We start from the raw sequence: 17,097 nt of genomic DNA, 5'->3' as shown, positions 1-17,097 counted from the left end.
TGTCCTTGATCAGGAAAGCGCCACAGGACAGGGCTAGTTCGGCATCATCACCACTTGGCATGGCGGTGATGTCAAAATCGGTGTTCCAAACCTGGGCAATCTTTGACAGGGCTTCTTTGTCTTTGTCTTGGATGGCCTTGGCCACGGCATCGCGCGCCTCAATTGGATCCTCAATGCCCAGCGCCCGCTTGCCCACCACGTGGCTCGGCAGTGCGGTATCCATGAAGTTGAACTCCCAGTCCGCGAACGGCTTGGCATAGACCGTGGTGATGGTCTTGGCGTCGTCAGAAATCTCCGGGGTTTCTTCGATCAGACCGACGTTGGGATCGCCGGCGTCAAAGTAAACCTCGCCCTCGGGCACGGTGAAAGCACCCTCTTCATCCATCTCCACTTCGACGGTGTTGAGGTGACCCGAAACAGCGCCCCATCTCAGCAGCATGTCGACGGCGCTTACCGGCGTGCCGTCAGACCACTTGGCCTCAGAGGTGATGGCGTATTCGACCGTCAGGGGGTCGTCACTGGTTTTGGTGACAGTGCCAAAGTCCGGGTTTTCGATCAGGTTCAGGTCAATGTCATACCAAGACCAGTTGGCTCGCGTCATGTAAGTCACCAGGTGGTTGGCACTGGCGTGACCGTTGGAGGAGTCGTAGTTCAGTGAGAAGACCGGCTGGTTCCAGCCCACTGTGACGGTGCCGCCACCGCCGCCGCCACCGCCGCCGCCACCACCGCCAGCATCATCTGTGGCTGGGCCACCGCAGGCGCCAAGCATCAAGGCGCTAGCTGCGGCGAAAGCGACCAGCGCGGCTGCCTTGCCTCGTTTGCGAATCATCAAGGTTGTCCCCCTTGGGTGTAGTCGACCGGCGCCTAGACCGGCGAGACTAGGTGTGCCAGGTGCCGGCGCCAGGATTGTCGGTCACATACTCTAGGGCCCAAAAAGGTCTCCGACCTGCTCCAAGGCCAAAAAACGGCCCCAAAACGGTCAAGCTTAACCAAGTTGTTACCGGAACGAGGCAAGACCGTTATGAATTGGCGCCGTTCCGGCTAGCCGTGCCGCGCCTTTGGTCGCGCCGCCGGGCCTGAGCCACCGGGTCAGGCACCGGCACGGCCTGGATCAGTGCTTTGGTGTAGTCCTCTACCGGCGAGCGCAAGACCGACTCGTGGTCGCCAATCTCGACCAACTTGCCACTGCGCATAACCGCAATCCGGTCTGCCAGCAAATCCACCACGGCCAGATCGTGGGTGATGAAAAGGCAAGCAAATCCCATGGTGTGCTGCAGGTTGACGAAAACATCGAGCACCTTGGCCTGGACCGAAACGTCCAATGCCGAGGTCGGTTCGTCTGCCACGACCAACTCCGGCGTCATAACCAAGGCCCGGGCCAGCGAGACCCGTTGACGCTGGCCACCGGAGAGCTCATGGGGGTAACGCGAGGCGAAAGCGCGCGGCAACTCGACGGCATCGAGCAATTCATGGGCCCGGGCCAGGCGCGCCGCCCTGGACGCAACTTTGTGCACCCGCAGCGGTTCGGTGATACACCCAGCCACCGTCAGTCGCGGGTTTAGCGAAGCCGCTGGGTCCTGGAAAACAAAGCCAACCCGCCGGCGCAGCGCCCGCAACTCAGAGCCCCTAATCAGGGCCAAGTCGTGGCCAAGCACCTCCAACGACCCGCTGGTCGGCTCGAGTAGGCCAACGGCGCAGCGCCCCAGTGTGGTTTTGCCGGAACCGGACTCGCCTACCAAGGCCAGGATTTCGTGTTTGCACAACTCCAACGAGACACCGTCAATAGCGTGGACCGGCGGCGAGCCAATCCGCCCGGGGAAAAACACCCGCAGGTCTTCGACCTTGAGCACCGGCTCAGGTACCACCGGCGGCGGCTCGGTTCGCTCCATTGAGACCGGACGCGGCCGGCCCAGATGTGGCACCGCCGCCAGCAATGACTTGGTGTAGGGGTGGGTGGGCGAAGTAAAGATCTGCTGGGCCGAGCCGGTTTCGACCACTTCGCCTTGGAACATCACCGCCACCCGGTCAGCCATATCCGCCACTACGCCCATATTGTGCGTGATCAGGATGATGGCCGTGCCCAACCGGTCACGCAGGTCATGCAGCAGATCCAAGATTTGGGCCTGAACCGTGACATCTAGGGCCGTGGTTGGTTCGTCGGCGATGATGACTTCAGGGTCGCAAGACATCGCCATAGCGATCATGACCCGCTGTTTTTGACCACCTGACAGCTGATGCGGATAGGCCGAAAACCGCTGCTTGGGGTCGGGGATGCCAACCAGGTCGAGCAGCTCGACCGCCTTGGCTGCGGCCGCTGGCCCTTTGACCGCGCCGTGGGCGGTTAGCGCCTCGACGATCTGCCAACCAACTGTGCGCACCGGGTCCAGCGCGGTCGAGGGCTCCTGGAAAATCATGGCGATACGCCGCCCACGCACCTGGCGCATGGCCTCGCGCCCCAGGCCAATCAATTCGGTGTCATCGAGTTGGGCGTTGCCTTCAACCCGGGCTGTCTTAGGTAGCAGGTCGACCACGGCCCTGGACGAGACCGTTTTGCCCGAACCAGACTCCCCCACAATCGCCAGAATCTCGCCTTTGGCCACCTCGAAGCTGACCCGGTTGACCGCTTGCACCGGCGGCCCGTCGGTTTGGAAGCAGACGGTTAGGTCTTGGGCCTTAAGTAGCGTCATCTCGCCTCCCCTGGCCTTGTCCGATGCCGCCACTCCCCTGGCTTTCGCCCTCGCCAAAGCTGGGGCTGGCTTGAGTCGGTGACGGTGCGACATCGGCCGCTTGGCCGGCTGCCTGGAGCACTACGGCCTCCAGCTCGCGTTCGTCAGCCGTGGTGGCGCCGCCGCGGGTGCGCAGCAGCGGGTTGAGAATGTCGTTGAGCGACTCGCCTATCAACGTCACGCCCACTACTACCAGCACTATCGCCAAGCCGGGGAACACCCCGGTCCACCAGACGCCGTTGGCTAGATCCTCGGTTACGGCCTGGTTGAGGTCGCGGCCCCATTCGGCCGCCGAGTTCGGTTCAATACCAAAGCCCAAGAACCCCAAGGCCGCCAGGGTCAAAATCGATTCTGAGGCGTTGAGCGTGGCCAGTACCGGGATGGACTGGGAGACATTGGGCAGCACGTGGCCAAACATGATCCGGCCGCGGCGGGCGCCGGCCACCACGGCGGCGTCAACGTAGGGCAGCGATTTGGCTGAAAGTGTGGCGTTGCGAACCACTCGGAAATACTGCGGAATGAAGATGACCGTGATAGAAATCGAGGCCGAGGCGATACCGCCAGTTGCGCTAGACGAGCCGCCGGAGACGGCGATCGAAACGATAATCGCCAACAGCAGCGCCGGGAAAGCGTAAAGGGCGTCGGTCACCAGCACTAGAACCCGGTCGACCCAGCCGCCAACATAGCCGGAAAAGACTCCCAGTGGCACACCAATCAGGGTTGAAAGGATGACGGCCAGCAGTACTACGGCCAAGGCCGTGCGAGCACCGTAGATAACCCGGCTGAAGACATCAAACTGGCCGGCCGTGGTGCCAAACCAGTGGTCAACCGAAGGCGGGCGCTGCATACCAAAGGCCTCGCCCATGAAGCGGGTCTGGTTGAAGGCATAGGGCGCCAGCAAATCGGCACCAATCGCGGCGATCAAAAAGACCGCGATCAGGGCAATGCCGATTAGCAGCATGACGCGCTGGAGGCCATGGGTTGAGGCGATCAGCTTTAGACCCGGGATACGCCGGCGTTTGTTCATCTGGGTCGACACTTCAGTTGCCATCAGTACCTCACCCTCGGGTCAACCAGGGCGTTGATCACGTCAATTAGGAACGAGGCGGCAGCGATGATCAAGGCGATGAAGGTGACCACGCCTTGGACGGCGACAAAGTCCCGGGCCAGCAAGAACTGTGATAACTGGTAACCCAGGCCGTCCCATTCGAAAGTGGTCTCAGTCAGAATGGCGCCGCCCAGCATCAAGGCGATTTCCATGCCCATGACCGTGACCACCGGAATGAGCGCATTGCGGAAAGCGTGTTTGGACACCACCCGGCGCTCCACCACGCCGCGGGCCCTAGCGGCCGTGACATAGTCAGTTCTCAGCGTTTCCAGCAGGTTGATTCTGACCAGCCGGATAAACACGCCGGCTGTCAACAGGCCTAAGGCAAACGAGGGCAGCACGGCGTGTTTGAGCACGTCTTGGATGTAGTCCCACTGACCAGAGCTGATCGCGTCGATGATCATAATGTTGGACGAGCCTCGCTTGTCCAAGGCCAAGACCGTTTCGGTCGAAGCCCTACCTGAGGCTGGCAACCAGCCCAACGAGGTTGAAAACAGCAGCTTCAGCAGCAGTCCAACAAAGAAGACCGGGGCGGCGTAGACCAGAACGGCAATGGTCCTAATCGTCACATCTGGCAAACGGTCGTGGTAACGGGCCGCCAGGCGACCTAGCGGAATACCGACCAGCAAGGCCACTATCAGGGCGTAAATCACCAATTCCAAAGTGGCGGCCCCGTTGGTCAAAATGACCTGCGATATTGGCCGGCCGTCCTTGAAGGAGGTGCCAAAGTCGCCCCTCAGGATTGAACCGAGGTAGTCGAAGTATTGGACCCAGATGGGTCGGTTGTATCCGGCCGCCTCCTTGCGGGCCTCCAGCTCATCCGGTGGCAGCCGGCCGCCCTGGGCGGCGGTGATGGGGTCGCCAGTGACCCTCATCAACATGAAAACAACAGTCACCAGAATCAACACTGTGGGGATCAGAAGCGCCAGGCGAACGCCCAGATAGCGCAACAGTGCGCTGGTTGATGAACGCTGTTTTGTCTTTGTCACTGGGGGACAAGCGTAGTGGTAGGCCGCCGTGTCGCACGCGGCGGCCGCGAAGTGGCCGCCGTGAAGACGCGGCCAGACAACACCGCGCTGGCCCTTGGTATAGCGCCCTAAGGCGCAATACCGCGTGTCGCACGCGGCGGCCGCGAAGTGGCCGCCGTGAAGACGCGGCCAGCAAACACCGCGCTGGCCCTTGGTATAGCGCCCTAAGGCGCAATACCGCGTGTCGCGCGCGGCGGCCGCGAAGTGGCCGCCGTGAAGACGCGGCCAGCAAACACCGCGCTGGCCCTTGGCGGAGCGTCTGGAAGCGCTCTGCCAAGGGCCGGGTAGGAGGAATTCCTACCCGGCCCCTGCGCCTTGTGGCTGCTTGTCCTAAACCAAGCCCTACGGCATCGGCCGGACGCCTAGCTATCTAGTTATCTGGACCGCTCTACTTGCCCCACTTGTCGCAAACGGCGGTGCTGGCGCCGAGCTGGCCCTCAGGCACGAACGAGCACAGCGGCGTGTAGGTGTCCTGGTAAACCTCGGTTGACAGTTGCTGGCGGTCGATGACCGAGGCCATCGCCTGGCGCACGGCCCGCTTTTGGTCGTCGTTGTCGCCGGGCATGATGTCAAAGTTGAAAACGATGTAGCGAATCTCGCCACCAGGGCCGTCAAGCACATTGACCTTATCTGACTCAGACAAGGTGGCAATGTCGGTGGCAGTTAGCATGCGCCAGGCCACGTCAATGGTGCCGTTGTCGACCTCAACCCGCATGTTCTCAGACTTCTTGTAGTACTTCATGGTGATGCCACCGTTTTGGGCTTTGCCCTGGACGCCAACGTAATCAGCATTGGGGGCGTAGTCGACCAGGTCGTTTTCCTTGTAGGTGGCGATCGAGTACGGACCGTAGAAGGCCTGCGCATCGACAATTGTGGCAGCCGGGGTCAGCGCGTTGGCGTCAAAGACCTCGTTGTCAACAATTGGACCCACCGGCGAGGCCAGGATCTGCGGGAACGTCACGTCATTGGCCTCCACCAACTTGAACACAACGGTCAGCGGATCCGGCGTTTCGACCGAGTCAAGGTTAACCAGCAGCGAGCTGGGCCCGTTCGGGTCGGCAATGGCCATTTGCCGGTCATAGGAGAACTTGACGTCTTCAGCGTCGAGAGTGTGGCCGTTGGCCCACTTCAAGCCGGGCTTGATCTTGCAGGTGTAGGCCGCGCCATCATCGGAGAAATCACAGGATTCGGCCAGGTCTGGGGTGGGCCTGGGGTCTTGCTGCGGGAAACCAATAACAAAGGGATAGACGTTCAGCTGCACCAAATAGGAGCCGTTGTCATATGAACCGGCCGGGTCCAAGTTGGTCACCTGGTCGGTGGTGCCGATGGTCACCTTGGCCGCTGGGTCACCGCCCTTTTGGAAGGTGGAATAACGGAACTGGAACGAAGCGTCCAGTGTCTCTTGGACACCGGTCACATCCGTGCCCACGACAGCCTGTTGCGCACCTTGCAGCAGCGGGATAGTTGGCATTTCGATGGCCAGCTGATCTTGCAGCTGCACAATCAGGTCAGCCCGCGTGGCTTCGTCTTGCTCTACGCGCTGCTGGGCCAAGAGGTCAATTACCTTCTCATCAACAAAGCCGTTGCCCAGGAAGTTTTCGCGCTCGAAGAACGGGGTTAGGTAGTTGTCCGGATCGGGGTAATCAGGGAACCATCCCAGCTGGTAAACCGGGTAGTCGGTGATGCGTTGTTCGTTGTAGGTGACCCATTCGTTGGATTGCAGGTCAACTTTGAACAGCCCGGAATCCTCAAGCTGTTTCTTGATCATGCCGTATTCGCGGTCTGAGGCACCGCCGTAGTGATCGGTGTTGTACTGGAGCTTGATGTCGACGGGCGTGGCCACGCCGGCGTCGGCCAGAATCTGCTTGGCATTGGCGGCGCGATCGCCCCCGCCTCCGCCGCTGTCCGCAGTGCCTTCATCGCGCTTTGATCCGCCGCAAGCGCTTAGCGCCAAGCAGGCTACTGTCACCAGCGCCAAGGAGGCTTTGGCCTTATTCGATATTGCCATGAGGATTGGTCCTCTCCTGTCTGTCAGTCATATCGGGTGTCTGTCAGTCATATCGGACCCCAGCTTGGGGCCTTGAACAGGTAACAGGATCGCCGGGCCAGATGCAAGCAGCTTTGCTCAATTGTTACCCAGTGGGCGGCCCTAGGGCAGTTGACCCCAGCCGGTGGCCTCCAGGCGCGCTAAGGTGTCAGCCATGACCAGCGGCCCAATAGAACCGACCAGCACTCCAGCCTGGCAGCAGTTGCGTGACCACGTCCAAGAAATCGCCACCGGTGGCATTGACATGCGAGCCTGGTTCGCGGCCAATCCGACCCGGGCCGGCGATTTGACCTATTCAGCCGGCGACCTGCGGGTCGACCTGTCGAAGAACCTGATCCAACCCCAAACCCTTCGCCTGTTAGTCAACTTGGCTGAGGCGGTCGGACTGCGCGGCCGGATCGAGGCGATGTACAGCGGCGAAGTCATCAACGTGACCGAAAACCGTTCGGTCTTGCACACCGCCCTGCGGCGACCTCCTGGTATGCCGCCGCTAATGCTTGACGGTTTCAACGTTGACACCGCGGTCCAAGGCGAAATGGCTAAATTCTTGGCCTTTGCTGAAGCGGTCCGCTCCGGTTCTTGGGTGGGCGTGACCGGCAAACCGATCGCCAATGTGGTCAACATTGGCATTGGTGGCTCCGACCTGGGCCCGGCCATGGTTTACCAGGCTCTGGCTGAGTTCCACGGGCCCATCAAGGCACATTTCGTCTCCAACGTTGACCCGTCGGATATTGGCGACTGCCTGGCCACGTTGGATCCCGAGACCACGCTGTTTATTGTCGCGTCGAAGACCTTCACCACCCTAGAAACGCTAACCAACGCCCGTTTGGCTCGCTCTTGGCTGCTGGAGCTGCTCCAGGCCCGCAACCTGGTGACGTCGAAAGATTCGGCCACCGCAGCTGTGGCCAAACACTTCGTGGCCGTCTCCACGGCCCAAGAAAAGGTGGCCGATTTCGGTATTGATCCGGCCAACGCCTTCGGTTTCTGGGACTGGGTCGGTGGACGCTATTCGGTTAGCTCCGCCATCGGCACCGTCTTGGCGGTCGCCCTGGGACCGGATGTGTTCAAGTCCTTCCTGGCCGGGCTGCACGCCATGGACCAGCACTTCAAAGACGAGCCGTTCGAGACCAACGTGCCAGTTCTGATGGGCCTACTTGGTGTCATGTACGTCAACTTCTGGGACGCCAGGACCCACGCCGTGCTGCCTTACTCCCAGCATTTGGCTCGCTTCCCGGCCTACTTGCAGCAGCTGACCATGGAATCAAATGGCAAATCGGTCAAATGGGATGGCAGCCCAGTTGCCACCACCACCGGCGAGGTCTACTGGGGCGAGCCCGGCACCAACGGCCAGCACGCCTTCTACCAGCTAATCCATCAAGGCACCCAGCTGGTACCAGCAGATTTCATTGCCTTTGCCAACCCGGCGGTGCCGCTGCAAGATGGCGAACAGGACGTTCACGAGCTGCTCCTGGCCAACTTTGTGGCACAGACTGCCGCCTTGGCCTTCGGAAAGACGGCGGAGGAAGTTCGGGCCGAAGGCACGGCCGAAGCCCTGGTGCCGGCCCGGGTCTTCACCGGCGGGCGGCCATCGACCTCAATCATGGCGCCATCCTTGACGCCACAGGTCATGGGCCAGCTGATCGCTTTGTACGAGCACATCACCTTTGTCCAAGGCATCGTTTGGGGTATCGACTCGTTCGACCAATGGGGCGTTGAACTGGGCAAAGCCTTGGCCAACCAGGTCACCCCGGCGCTGAAAGGTGACGCCGAGGCCCTGGCCGGGCTTGATGCCTCATCCCAGGCCATGGTCGAGTACTACAAAGCCACCCGGCAGCGCTGAAACCCGGCGCCTCCCAATCAACCGAATTATGGGGCCAAGGCTGTTTTGACCCCTGCGCAGAAAAGGACCATGCCAAGATGAGACAGGCCTATGTTATTGCTGGCTCCGAGGCCACAGGCGGCGCCGGCATCCAAGTCGACCTGAAGACCTTCCAGCAGCTCGGCGTCTATGGCCTGGGCACAATCACCTGCATTGTCTCCTTCGATCCCAAGGCCGGTTGGGCCCACCGGTTTGTGCCAATCGACCCTGGGGTGATTGCCGACCAGTTCGAGGCCGCCAACGCTGCCTTTGACTTGGACACCGTCAAAGTCGGCATGCTGGGCACACCCGCCACCATTGACGTCGTGGCTGGGGCGCTGGCCTCGAAGGCTTGGCGCCATGTGGTGGTTGACCCGGTGTTGATCTGCAAAGGCCAGGAGCCTGGCGCCGCTTTGGACACTGACAATGCCCTCAAAGCCAAGATCCTGCCCTTGGCCACCGTGGTCACGCCGAACAATTTCGAGGCCCAGACCCTGGCCGGGATGGACTTGCTGCGTAACGTCGATGACTTGGCTGAGGCCGGCCGGCGCATCCTGCTGCAAGGGCCCAGTGCGGTAGTCGTCAAAGGCGGGATTGACCTGCCCGGGCCCGATGCCGTAGACGTGTTGGTTCAGTCCGTGCCCGGCTCTGAGCCCTCCATCGAAGTCTTTTCGGTGCCCAAGATTGGCCAGGAACGGGTCTCCGGTGCTGGTTGCACCTTTGCCGCTGCTATCACCGCCCACCTAGCCCTGGGCGCTTCGGTGCATCAGGCCGTAGCCCAGGCCAAGGAGATGGTCACGGCCGGGATTGTGGCCCGGGTTTCTGGCCACACCCCCTTCGACACGGTTTGGCAAGGCGTCTAGCCGGCCGCTTCACTCAGCTAGATCAGGCCAGTCCTCAACCCCGTCGCGGTCGACGGTGAGGTGAACCGTGCCCAGCCAACCCCTCCCTGGATCGGCTGCGACACTTGGCGTGACAAAGGGTATTGATTGTGACAGTTAGCACAACGACGGGCGATCATTGCTACACCTCGCACAATCGGCACGGTCGATTGTGACGCTGAGCAGACTGACCGGATTCTGCTGCTGCGGATGACATAACCGTCTGGGTAAAGCCCCAGGTTGACGTGAAGCTAATCATGCCAAGCGCAACAATCAATCGGCGGCAGTCTGCCAGGTGCAACAGCCGTTTGGTGGCAACCTGCCAGGTGCAACAACCATCGACCGCGATTCTGCGAAACGGCGAACAGGCCGACGATCAGGCAATTGCTCAACCCCGGAGCGGGAACGACATCGCCTGGTGAGCCTGTGCCTCTGCTGCTGCCTCTACCCTGAGTCAGTCTTGCATCAAGTGCGGTACCATAGTCCAGTGGCCACCTCGTTAAGACTCACTCCAGAGCTATCTCTGCAACTGCGCGAGGAGGCGCGTCGCACTGGTCGCAGTCAGGCCTCCATCGTCTCCCAGGCAGTCGACGAAAAACTCAACGGCAAGGCTTCGGCTAGTCCCTTGCCGGATTGTGTCGAACCTCCGGCAGTGCCCTTCCGGCGCACGCCCCCGGAACGACTAATCGATGACGGCGGCCAGCTGAACAAAATTCTGGATGATCTAAAGGAAGACAGGATCTAGTGACTGTCTACTACCTCGACTCAAGCGCCCTGATCAAGCGGGTACGGACCGAGGACCAAAGCGCCGCCCTGATCCTGCGCCTCGACCGCGTCACCGAGAACGGCGACCACCTGGTGACCTCGGCTTTGGCCTGGGTGGAAATCGAACGAGCCATCCGTTCATTCGCCGCCCAGCAGCCGGTTCCAGATATCTGGGCCAGCGTGGAGGACGCCACCGCCGGTTTCCACCGGGTCCCAATCAACGACCAGATCCTTGGCAGCGCCGGGCGAATCGGCCCGCCCGTCCTGCGTAGCCTGGACGCCATCCACCTGGCCAGCGCTTTGCGCTGCAACGCTGACAGGCTGATCACCTATGACCGTCGCCTGGCCGAGGCCGCAGAACTGGTTGGCCTCCGCGTCGAGTCCCCCGCATAGACCGGCCAAGGGCCAGGGTGAAAACGACCCGGCCGTGTCACTTGGCCAGATTATCCAGCACCTCGCGGGCAGCCCGGCGCACCGTCTGGCTGGTCCCAGGATTTGCCAGCACCAGCTCCAGGCTGGCGGTGACTTGCGGACTGTCAATTGTCAACAGGGCGTCAATGGCTTCCATCTGGACGTCCTCGTCATCGAGCTGAGAAATCAGCACCTCGACGGCCTCTGGGAGTTGCGAGGCCTGTAGGGCCGCGATCAGGCCGGCTCGGTCAAGACCATAGCGACGGTCTTGGGCCAGCTCTGCGACCTGGGCGAACCACCGGTCGTCGTAGGCCTCAAGGATGACCCCGGCCAGCTGAAAGCGGAACTGGCTTTCGTCATCGCCGCCTGGAAAGGGCTGGTTCTTGAACTCGGCGATCAAAGCCTCGAAAACGCCGGGACGGTCTGTGACTTGCCCCAAGGTGGTGGCGATGGCGATCTTGGAGTTGACCGGGGCCTGGCGCAGCCACTTCAGCAGGATTGGGATCCCGCTGTCCAGGTCAACAGCCGGGTGGGGGGTTTCGAAGTAGTCATCGAGTCGCAGGCCAAGAGCTCTGAGTTCATCTTCGAGCCCATCCAAGTCTTCGTCAGTCAGGCCGGGTTCGTGCTCATCCGTGTCGATCGTCGTTTCCCCACCAACCGGTTCGACCTGATGGGCGGCTTCGTGGCGCAGCTGCATCAAACGCCGGGCGTCCGGCCTGGCCAGTTGGAACTCGGCGACCAAGTTGGCGAGCTCCTCGGCGCCGGCCGGCGCCATTTTGTGGCCCTGAGCTCGGGGCAAGAACACGACCAGCCATTGGACGCCGCTGAAGACCACAGCCGGATAAACCCTGCCGGACAGCTCACCTTCGCCGGCCTCAATACTCGCAATTTCAGTCCAGTCGACCTGCCAGACCGGCACCTCAGATTCCTTTAAGCCGTCAAACACGGCCAAGCCTTGGTCGCCCAGCCCTATCAGAACTGGGGCGTCCGGGTCCAGCTTGGCCACGGCTGTACCGAGGTAGCCGCGGACCAGATGCCGCCAAGCGCCGGTGCCTTCGAGCTGGCCCTGGGTGGTCTTGCCCGCTGTCAGCAGACCAAGCGCTACTAGGGCGGCGAAGACCAGCAACGCCGCTGCCACGATCACCACCAGCAGCACGCTTGTTTCACCGTCCATCAGCCGCTTGACCAGAACCGCGGCCGCACCCGCCGCCGCGATGACGCTGGCCCAGCCGCGCCAACCCTTCATGCTCGCCTCGCCTCAATGCCCGACTTGTACATGGCAGAAAACCTACCAACCAGCCAGGCAACCGCTCAGGCTCGCGACATCGAGGTTTCGCACAACCCTTTCAGGCGACATTTGAGCTCGCGGTGTTGGGGCTGGTCAAGTGGTGGTTTGTGCGAGGGCTCGGCCTCGCGGTGGATGGTGTGGTGCGAAACCCTGGAGTCGCGGGAAGCTGGTGGTCAGGGGTAGTTTGTGCAGAACTTCGGCCTCGCGGTGTTGGGGCTGGTCAGGTGGCCATGGTGATAACGACCTGACCGTTGGGCAGGGGCGGGGCTTCGGTTGGTTGCCACAGCGCGGTGGACCGGTCCCAACGTTGGTCCACCAATTCGACCGATTCGACCCCCAGCCTGGCCGCCTTGGCCACGGCCCACTGGGCCTGGGCCCAGGCGGCGGTTTGGTCGGCCACCGTGACGGTGACCGTGTTCTCAACCACCTGGGCGTTTTCGCTTTGCCATTCGTCCCAATGAACTTGGGCCAACTCGGTGGCCGAGCCAGGCGCGGTGGCCTGCCACAATTCGCAGGTCAAAGCGGCCGGCGAATGCCCGCTCAAGGCCGAGGCCCAAGACCGGGCTGCGGCTTCGTGACCCGCGTAGGCCTCGGGGAAACCAGAGCGCTGAACGGCCTGGGCGGCCTCGGTGACAGCCATGTCCTCGTAGCCGGCAACGTGGGATAGGGCCATGAAGAATCTATTTGAGGCGTAGATCGGGTTCAAGACCTCCTCCCGGCTGCCCCAACCCTGTGAAGGTCGCTGTTGAAACAGGCCCAGAGAATCACGGTCACCATAAGTCAAATTGCGCAACTTTGACTCCTGCATGGCCGTGGCCAGGCCAATCGTCACCGCCCGTGGCCCCATCCCCCGGGCTTGGCCGACAGCCGAAATCAGGGCGGCGTTTTCGGCCTGGTCGGGTTCCAAGCTGGCCGATCCGACATCACTTACCGCCGTGCAAATGGCCCTAAAGGAGCCTTGGCCGCGCGGCTCGCCCAAATTCAGCGTCCAGAAGACTCCCACCACGGCCAGCGCCGCTACCAGAACCAGGACCAGGACAAAACCCGGGCGGCGGCGGTACCCAGCCCCGGGCTGTACGTCTGGCCTAGCGGACATCCCCGCCATCAGTTGTCATGCAGGGCGGCGTTTAGTTCACCGGTTGGCTTAGCCCGGGGCCAAGCTTGAACCTGGCCCGTGGCTGAATCCCGCCGGAACAGCAGACCCGACTGCCCAGAAAGGTCACGGGCCTTGACCAGCCGGGGGGCGGCATCGGCCATGACGGTGACCTCGGTGCCGGCAGTCAAATACAACCCCGCCTCGACCACGCAGTCCTGCCCCAGCGAGATCCCCACCCCGGCGTTGGCGCCCAGCAGCGAGCGTGCGCCAATTCGAATGCGTTCTTGGCCGCCGCCGCTAAGCGTGCCCATAATCGAAGCGCCGCCGCCAATATCGGCGCCATCCTCAATCACCACACCTTGCGACACCCGACCCTCGATCATGGCCGTGCCCAACGTGCCGGCATTGAAATTGATGAACCCTTCATGCATCACGGTGGTGCCAGGGGCCAAGTGAGCGCCCAGGCGCACCCGGCTGGCGTCAGCGATGCGGACCCCAGCCGGCAAGACGTAGTTGGTCATGGCCGGGAACTTGTCGACGCCCCAAACTTGGACTGGCCGGCCCGTTTGCAGGCTCAGAGCCAGGCGGGTGGCCTCGAATTCCTCTGGAATACACGGCCCGGCTGAGGTCCAAACCACGTTTTGCAGCACCCCAAAGATGCCGTCCAGATTGATCGAGTTGGGCTCGGCCAAGCGGTGCGAGAGCAAATGCAGCCTCAGATAGGCGTCAGCCGGGTCGGCCGGGGGACGGTCGAGGTCAATTTCGATTTCGACCACGACCCGCCGGGTCGAGGCGGCTGGGTCGGCGCTGGCCAGTTGAGCCAGTTGGGCGGGCAGGATCTGGCCGGGTGCCGGGTCATCACCGGCCAGCTGGACCAGTTCGGTCGGCTCGTTAGGCGGTGTCCGGCCGGGGTCCGGGCCACCGGCCGCGCCGTTGCCGCTGGTAGCGCCGGCTGCGCCAACCGCACCTGGGGCATCGCCGCCGCCGGCCGTGTTTTCACCGGCGGCCCAGGCCGCACCCAAAGGGCCCAGCGCCGGTGCCGGAAACCAGGCCTCCAACACGGTTTGCGCCCCGGCCACCGTGGCCAAACCTAGGCCGTGGGCGCGGCGGCCGGCGCCAACCGTTATGCCCGAATCTCCGACTGTCATGACGCCCTAGCCTACGGGGTTGGCCACCGATGCGCTCCGTCAGCGCCGGGCAGCCTGCGGAAACTGTCCGCCAGCACTCGAGGACACCGGCCAGCCGAGCCAGCCGCCGGACCGGGCCGCCAAAGCTATGCTTTGGTCCATGTCCCTGGATTTGTCCCTCGAACCGGCCCAGGTGGCCCTGGCCATGGTCAACACCCCGTCGGTCTCAGACAATGAGGGCCCGCTTTGCGACGCCATTGCCGAGGCCCTGGCCGCCTGTCCTCACCTCGAGTTGTTGCGCGACGGCGACACGCTGGTGGCCCGGACTTTTGGCTCGGCTCCCGGCCGGGTGGTCTTAGCCGGTCACATCGACACAGTGCCAGTGGCGGACAATTTGCCTGGTGACATCCGGGTTTTGCCCGATGCCGGCCCTCACCTTTGGGGCCGCGGTTCAGTTGATATGAAAGGCGGTTTGGCGGTCATGGCCTATTTGGCGGCCCGGATCGACCAACCGCGCACCGAGGTCACTTGGGTTTTCTACGACCACGAAGAGGTCGATATGGACCGCTCGGGGCTGGCCCGGGTCATCGCCAATCATCCGGACTGGTTGGCTGGCGATTTTGCGGTCCTAACTGAGCCGACTTCAGCTCGTATCGAAGGCGGTTGCCAAGGCACCCTTCGGATCAACGTCACCGCCAAAGGTAAAGCTGCACATTCGGCCCGGGGCTGGCTGGGAGTCAACGCCATTCACGGCATTGCACCGGTGCTCAACCGGCTGATCGACCACCGCCCAGCTCGGGTCGAGGTCGATGGGCTGGAATTCCCTGAGGGGCTCAACGCGGTCATGATCAAAGGTGGCATTGCCGGCAATGTCATTCCCGATGCCTGCACAGTCGCCATCAACTACCGCTTTGCTCCGGATAAGACGGTTGACCAGGCGCTGGCCCAGGTGACCGAAATGTTTGACGACTTCGAGGTGACGCTGGCCGATTCAGCCAATGGCGCTAGGCCAGGTCTGAACCACCCGGTAGCCCAAGAACTGGTCGCCCTAGTTGGCGGCGAGACCATTGGCAAATACGGCTGGACCGATGTGGCCCGCTTCACCGCCTTGGGCATCCCGGCGGTCAACTACGGCCCGGGTGATCCAGCCTTGGCCCACGCCGACAACGAGGCCTGCCCGATTAGCCAGATCGACTCAGTCACCGCCGCCCTAGCCGCCTGGCTCACCGCCTAACCTCGCCCTACGCCCCGGCCTGACGTGCCAGGCCCAGGACTCGCGAAACCGAGGGGCGGCTCGGTGTTGTAGGCGGGGTTTGGCTCCGGGCACATGCGACTGAGACGAGTGCCAGGACGCTTGCGTCCTTGACCGAGTCGATTGAGCATGTTGACGAGCGCTGGGCGCGAGGAGCATGGGTCTTTTGGCGACGCGGAGCATCGCCCCAAGAGACGGCGCGTGACCACAACTGCGCGCCGCCCCGGCCTCTCTGGCCTAAACTCAACCTGCGGTTGCCGGTGGGCACGTTGAGCGGTGGCGGCGGGTGGCCTGGAGCCGGTCGTTTAGGCTTGACCCTGTGAATCTGCCACCTGAACCACCCGGCGGCTACCGCACCGGCCCGGTTTTCTACCGTGGGCGGGAGGTGCCAACCCAAACCGCCGACCAAGCCTTCCTGACCGAATCCACCGACGATTCGTGGCGGCATTCAGACCCGTGGCGGGTAATGCGAATCCAGTCAGAGTTCATCACAGCCTTTGACGCACTGGCCCACCTTGGTAGTGCCATTTCGGTTTTTGGCTCGGCCAGAACCAGGCCTGACCAGCGCGGCTACACCTCGGCCAGGCATCTGGGCCAGCTCCTAGCCTCAGCCGGCTACGCCGTTATCACCGGCGGCGGCCCGGGCATCATGGAGGCCGCCAACCGAGGAGCCCAGGAATCTGGTGGTCTAAGTGTTGGTCTGGGAATCGAGTTGCCCGCCGAACTGGGCATGAACCCCTATGTCAACTTAGGAGTCGACTTCCGCTACTTCTTTGCCCGCAAGGTCATGTTTGTCAAATACGCCAACGGCTTTGTGGTCTACCCCGGCGGCATGGGCACACTGGACGAGCTATTCGAATCTCTCACCTTAGTCCAGACCGCGAAGATCTCTGGCTTCCCAATTGTGCTGATGGGACAGGACTATTGGGCTGGCCTGATCGACTGGCTGCGCGCCACAGTGGCCAGGCAGGGCAATATCGACGAAGCCGATTTGGACTATTTCACAGTGGTTGAAACCCCCGAAGAAGCCCTGGAGGCGATTGAAGCCAACGCCCATTTGCCCCGAACTGGCGGGATGTCGTCGAAATGACCTGGCTGTTAGCGGCCTTAGCGGCCCTGGCCGCCGTGGCCACTTGGGCACTGGTGGATGGCCGCTGGGACTTGTCAATGGAGTCCGCGCCAGCCCACGACGAGTTAGCCGCCGCCCGCGAACGAGCACGTCAAACCCGGCTCGCCCAGGCGGCTTTAGGCCAGACGCCAGGCCAGGCGGTAAACTTATCACCAGACCGGACAGAATCTGGAAGGGGAATGCCACATGGCAGCGATGAAGCCGAGGACCGGTGACGGGCCGCTGGAAGTGGTCAAGGAAGGCCGCGGCATTGTCATGCGCGTGCCTTTGGAAGGTGGCGGCCGGCTGGTCGTTGAACTGACTCCGACCGAGGCCGAAGACCTGGGCGAGGCCCTCAAGGCCATTGGCCGCTAGGCCGCCCTCCAGCAGGGCAAAGACCAA

15 protein-coding genes are annotated in these 17,097 nt (G+C 62.5%); 7 read left to right on the top strand and 8 right to left on the bottom strand.

The window, feature by feature from the left end:
• The 5 genes from FWD29_06615 to FWD29_06595 all read right to left on the bottom strand — a co-directional run.
• Positions 1-829, bottom strand: an 829-nt coding sequence (locus FWD29_06615) for an ABC transporter family substrate-binding protein (protein MCL2803609.1), incomplete at its 3' end; no start/stop codon positions are given.
• Positions 830-1,019: 190 nt separating this feature from the next.
• Positions 1,020-2,687 (bottom strand): ABC transporter ATP-binding protein, encoded by a 1,668-nt coding sequence (locus FWD29_06610; protein ID MCL2803608.1) that lies wholly within the window; start codon positions 2,685-2,687, stop codon positions 1,020-1,022.
• Positions 2,674-3,777 (bottom strand): ABC transporter permease, encoded by a 1,104-nt coding sequence (locus FWD29_06605; GenBank protein ID MCL2803607.1) that lies wholly within the window; start codon positions 3,775-3,777, stop codon positions 2,674-2,676. Before FWD29_06605 ends, FWD29_06610 begins: the two co-directional genes overlap by 14 nt.
• On the bottom strand, positions 3,777-4,823 hold the full coding sequence (locus FWD29_06600) for an ABC transporter permease (GenBank protein MCL2803606.1): 1,047 nt from the start codon (positions 4,821-4,823) through the stop codon (positions 3,777-3,779). Before FWD29_06600 ends, FWD29_06605 begins: the two co-directional genes overlap by 1 nt.
• A gap of 427 nt (positions 4,824-5,250) precedes the next feature.
• A complete protein-coding gene (locus FWD29_06595) occupies positions 5,251-6,870 on the bottom strand; it encodes an ABC transporter substrate-binding protein (protein ID MCL2803605.1) in 1,620 nt (539 codons plus the stop codon).
• 193 nt (positions 6,871-7,063) lie between these two features.
• On the opposite strand from FWD29_06595, the gene pgi reads away from it, so the two are divergent.
• From pgi to FWD29_06575, 4 genes are all read left to right on the top strand, one after another.
• The gene (gene pgi, locus FWD29_06590) at positions 7,064-8,749 is read left to right on the top strand and encodes a glucose-6-phosphate isomerase (protein ID MCL2803604.1); all 1,686 of its coding nucleotides are present in this window, start codon (positions 7,064-7,066) and stop codon (positions 8,747-8,749) included.
• A gap of 77 nt (positions 8,750-8,826) precedes the next feature.
• Positions 8,827-9,630: a hydroxymethylpyrimidine/phosphomethylpyrimidine kinase gene (locus tag FWD29_06585; protein MCL2803603.1), complete on the top strand. Its 804-nt coding sequence runs from the start codon at positions 8,827-8,829 to the stop codon at positions 9,628-9,630.
• Between the two features lie 505 nt (positions 9,631-10,135).
• Entirely contained in the window at positions 10,136-10,393 is a 258-nt protein-coding gene (locus FWD29_06580; protein ID MCL2803602.1) for a hypothetical protein, read from the top strand.
• Positions 10,393-10,806 (top strand): type II toxin-antitoxin system VapC family toxin, encoded by a 414-nt coding sequence (locus tag FWD29_06575; protein ID MCL2803601.1) that lies wholly within the window; start codon positions 10,393-10,395, stop codon positions 10,804-10,806. Before FWD29_06580 ends, FWD29_06575 begins: the two co-directional genes overlap by 1 nt.
• Before the next feature lie 37 nt (positions 10,807-10,843).
• On the opposite strand, the gene FWD29_06570 is transcribed toward FWD29_06575, so the two are convergent.
• The 3 genes from FWD29_06570 to FWD29_06560 all read right to left on the bottom strand — a co-directional run bounded on the left by FWD29_06570 (position 10,844) and on the right by FWD29_06560 (position 14,356).
• Positions 10,844-12,070 carry a HEAT repeat domain-containing protein gene (locus tag FWD29_06570; GenBank protein ID MCL2803600.1) on the bottom strand — a complete coding sequence of 409 codons (1,227 nt, stop codon included), beginning with the start codon at positions 12,068-12,070 and terminating at the stop codon, positions 10,844-10,846.
• 262 nt (positions 12,071-12,332) lie between these two features.
• Positions 12,333-13,217 (bottom strand): hypothetical protein, encoded by an 885-nt coding sequence (locus FWD29_06565; GenBank protein ID MCL2803599.1) that lies wholly within the window; start codon positions 13,215-13,217, stop codon positions 12,333-12,335.
• Positions 13,217-14,356, bottom strand: a complete 1,140-nt coding sequence (locus tag FWD29_06560; protein ID MCL2803598.1) for a 2,3,4,5-tetrahydropyridine-2,6-dicarboxylate N-succinyltransferase — start codon at positions 14,354-14,356, stop codon at positions 13,217-13,219. Before FWD29_06560 ends, FWD29_06565 begins: the two co-directional genes overlap by 1 nt.
• Before the next feature lie 139 nt (positions 14,357-14,495).
• On the opposite strand from FWD29_06560, the gene dapE reads away from it, so the two are divergent.
• The 3 genes from dapE (at position 14,496) to FWD29_06545 (ending at position 17,070) form a co-directional block, all read left to right on the top strand.
• A complete protein-coding gene (gene dapE, locus FWD29_06555; protein ID MCL2803597.1) occupies positions 14,496-15,569 on the top strand; it encodes a succinyl-diaminopimelate desuccinylase in 1,074 nt (357 codons plus the stop codon).
• Between the two features lie 337 nt (positions 15,570-15,906).
• Positions 15,907-16,677, top strand: a complete 771-nt coding sequence (locus tag FWD29_06550) for a TIGR00730 family Rossman fold protein (GenBank protein ID MCL2803596.1) — start codon at positions 15,907-15,909, stop codon at positions 16,675-16,677.
• 225 nt (positions 16,678-16,902) lie between these two features.
• A complete protein-coding gene (locus FWD29_06545) occupies positions 16,903-17,070 on the top strand; it encodes a DUF3117 domain-containing protein (GenBank protein MCL2803595.1) in 168 nt (55 codons plus the stop codon).
• Positions 17,071-17,097 lie beyond the last annotated feature (27 nt).

The sequence above is a fragment of the Micrococcales bacterium genome (assembly GCA_009784895.1).
Lineage (GTDB): Bacteria > Actinomycetota > Actinomycetes > Actinomycetales > WQXJ01 > WQXJ01.
The sequence above is the reverse complement of the archived record's forward strand: the minus strand, read 5'-3'. Positions and strand labels throughout refer to the sequence as shown.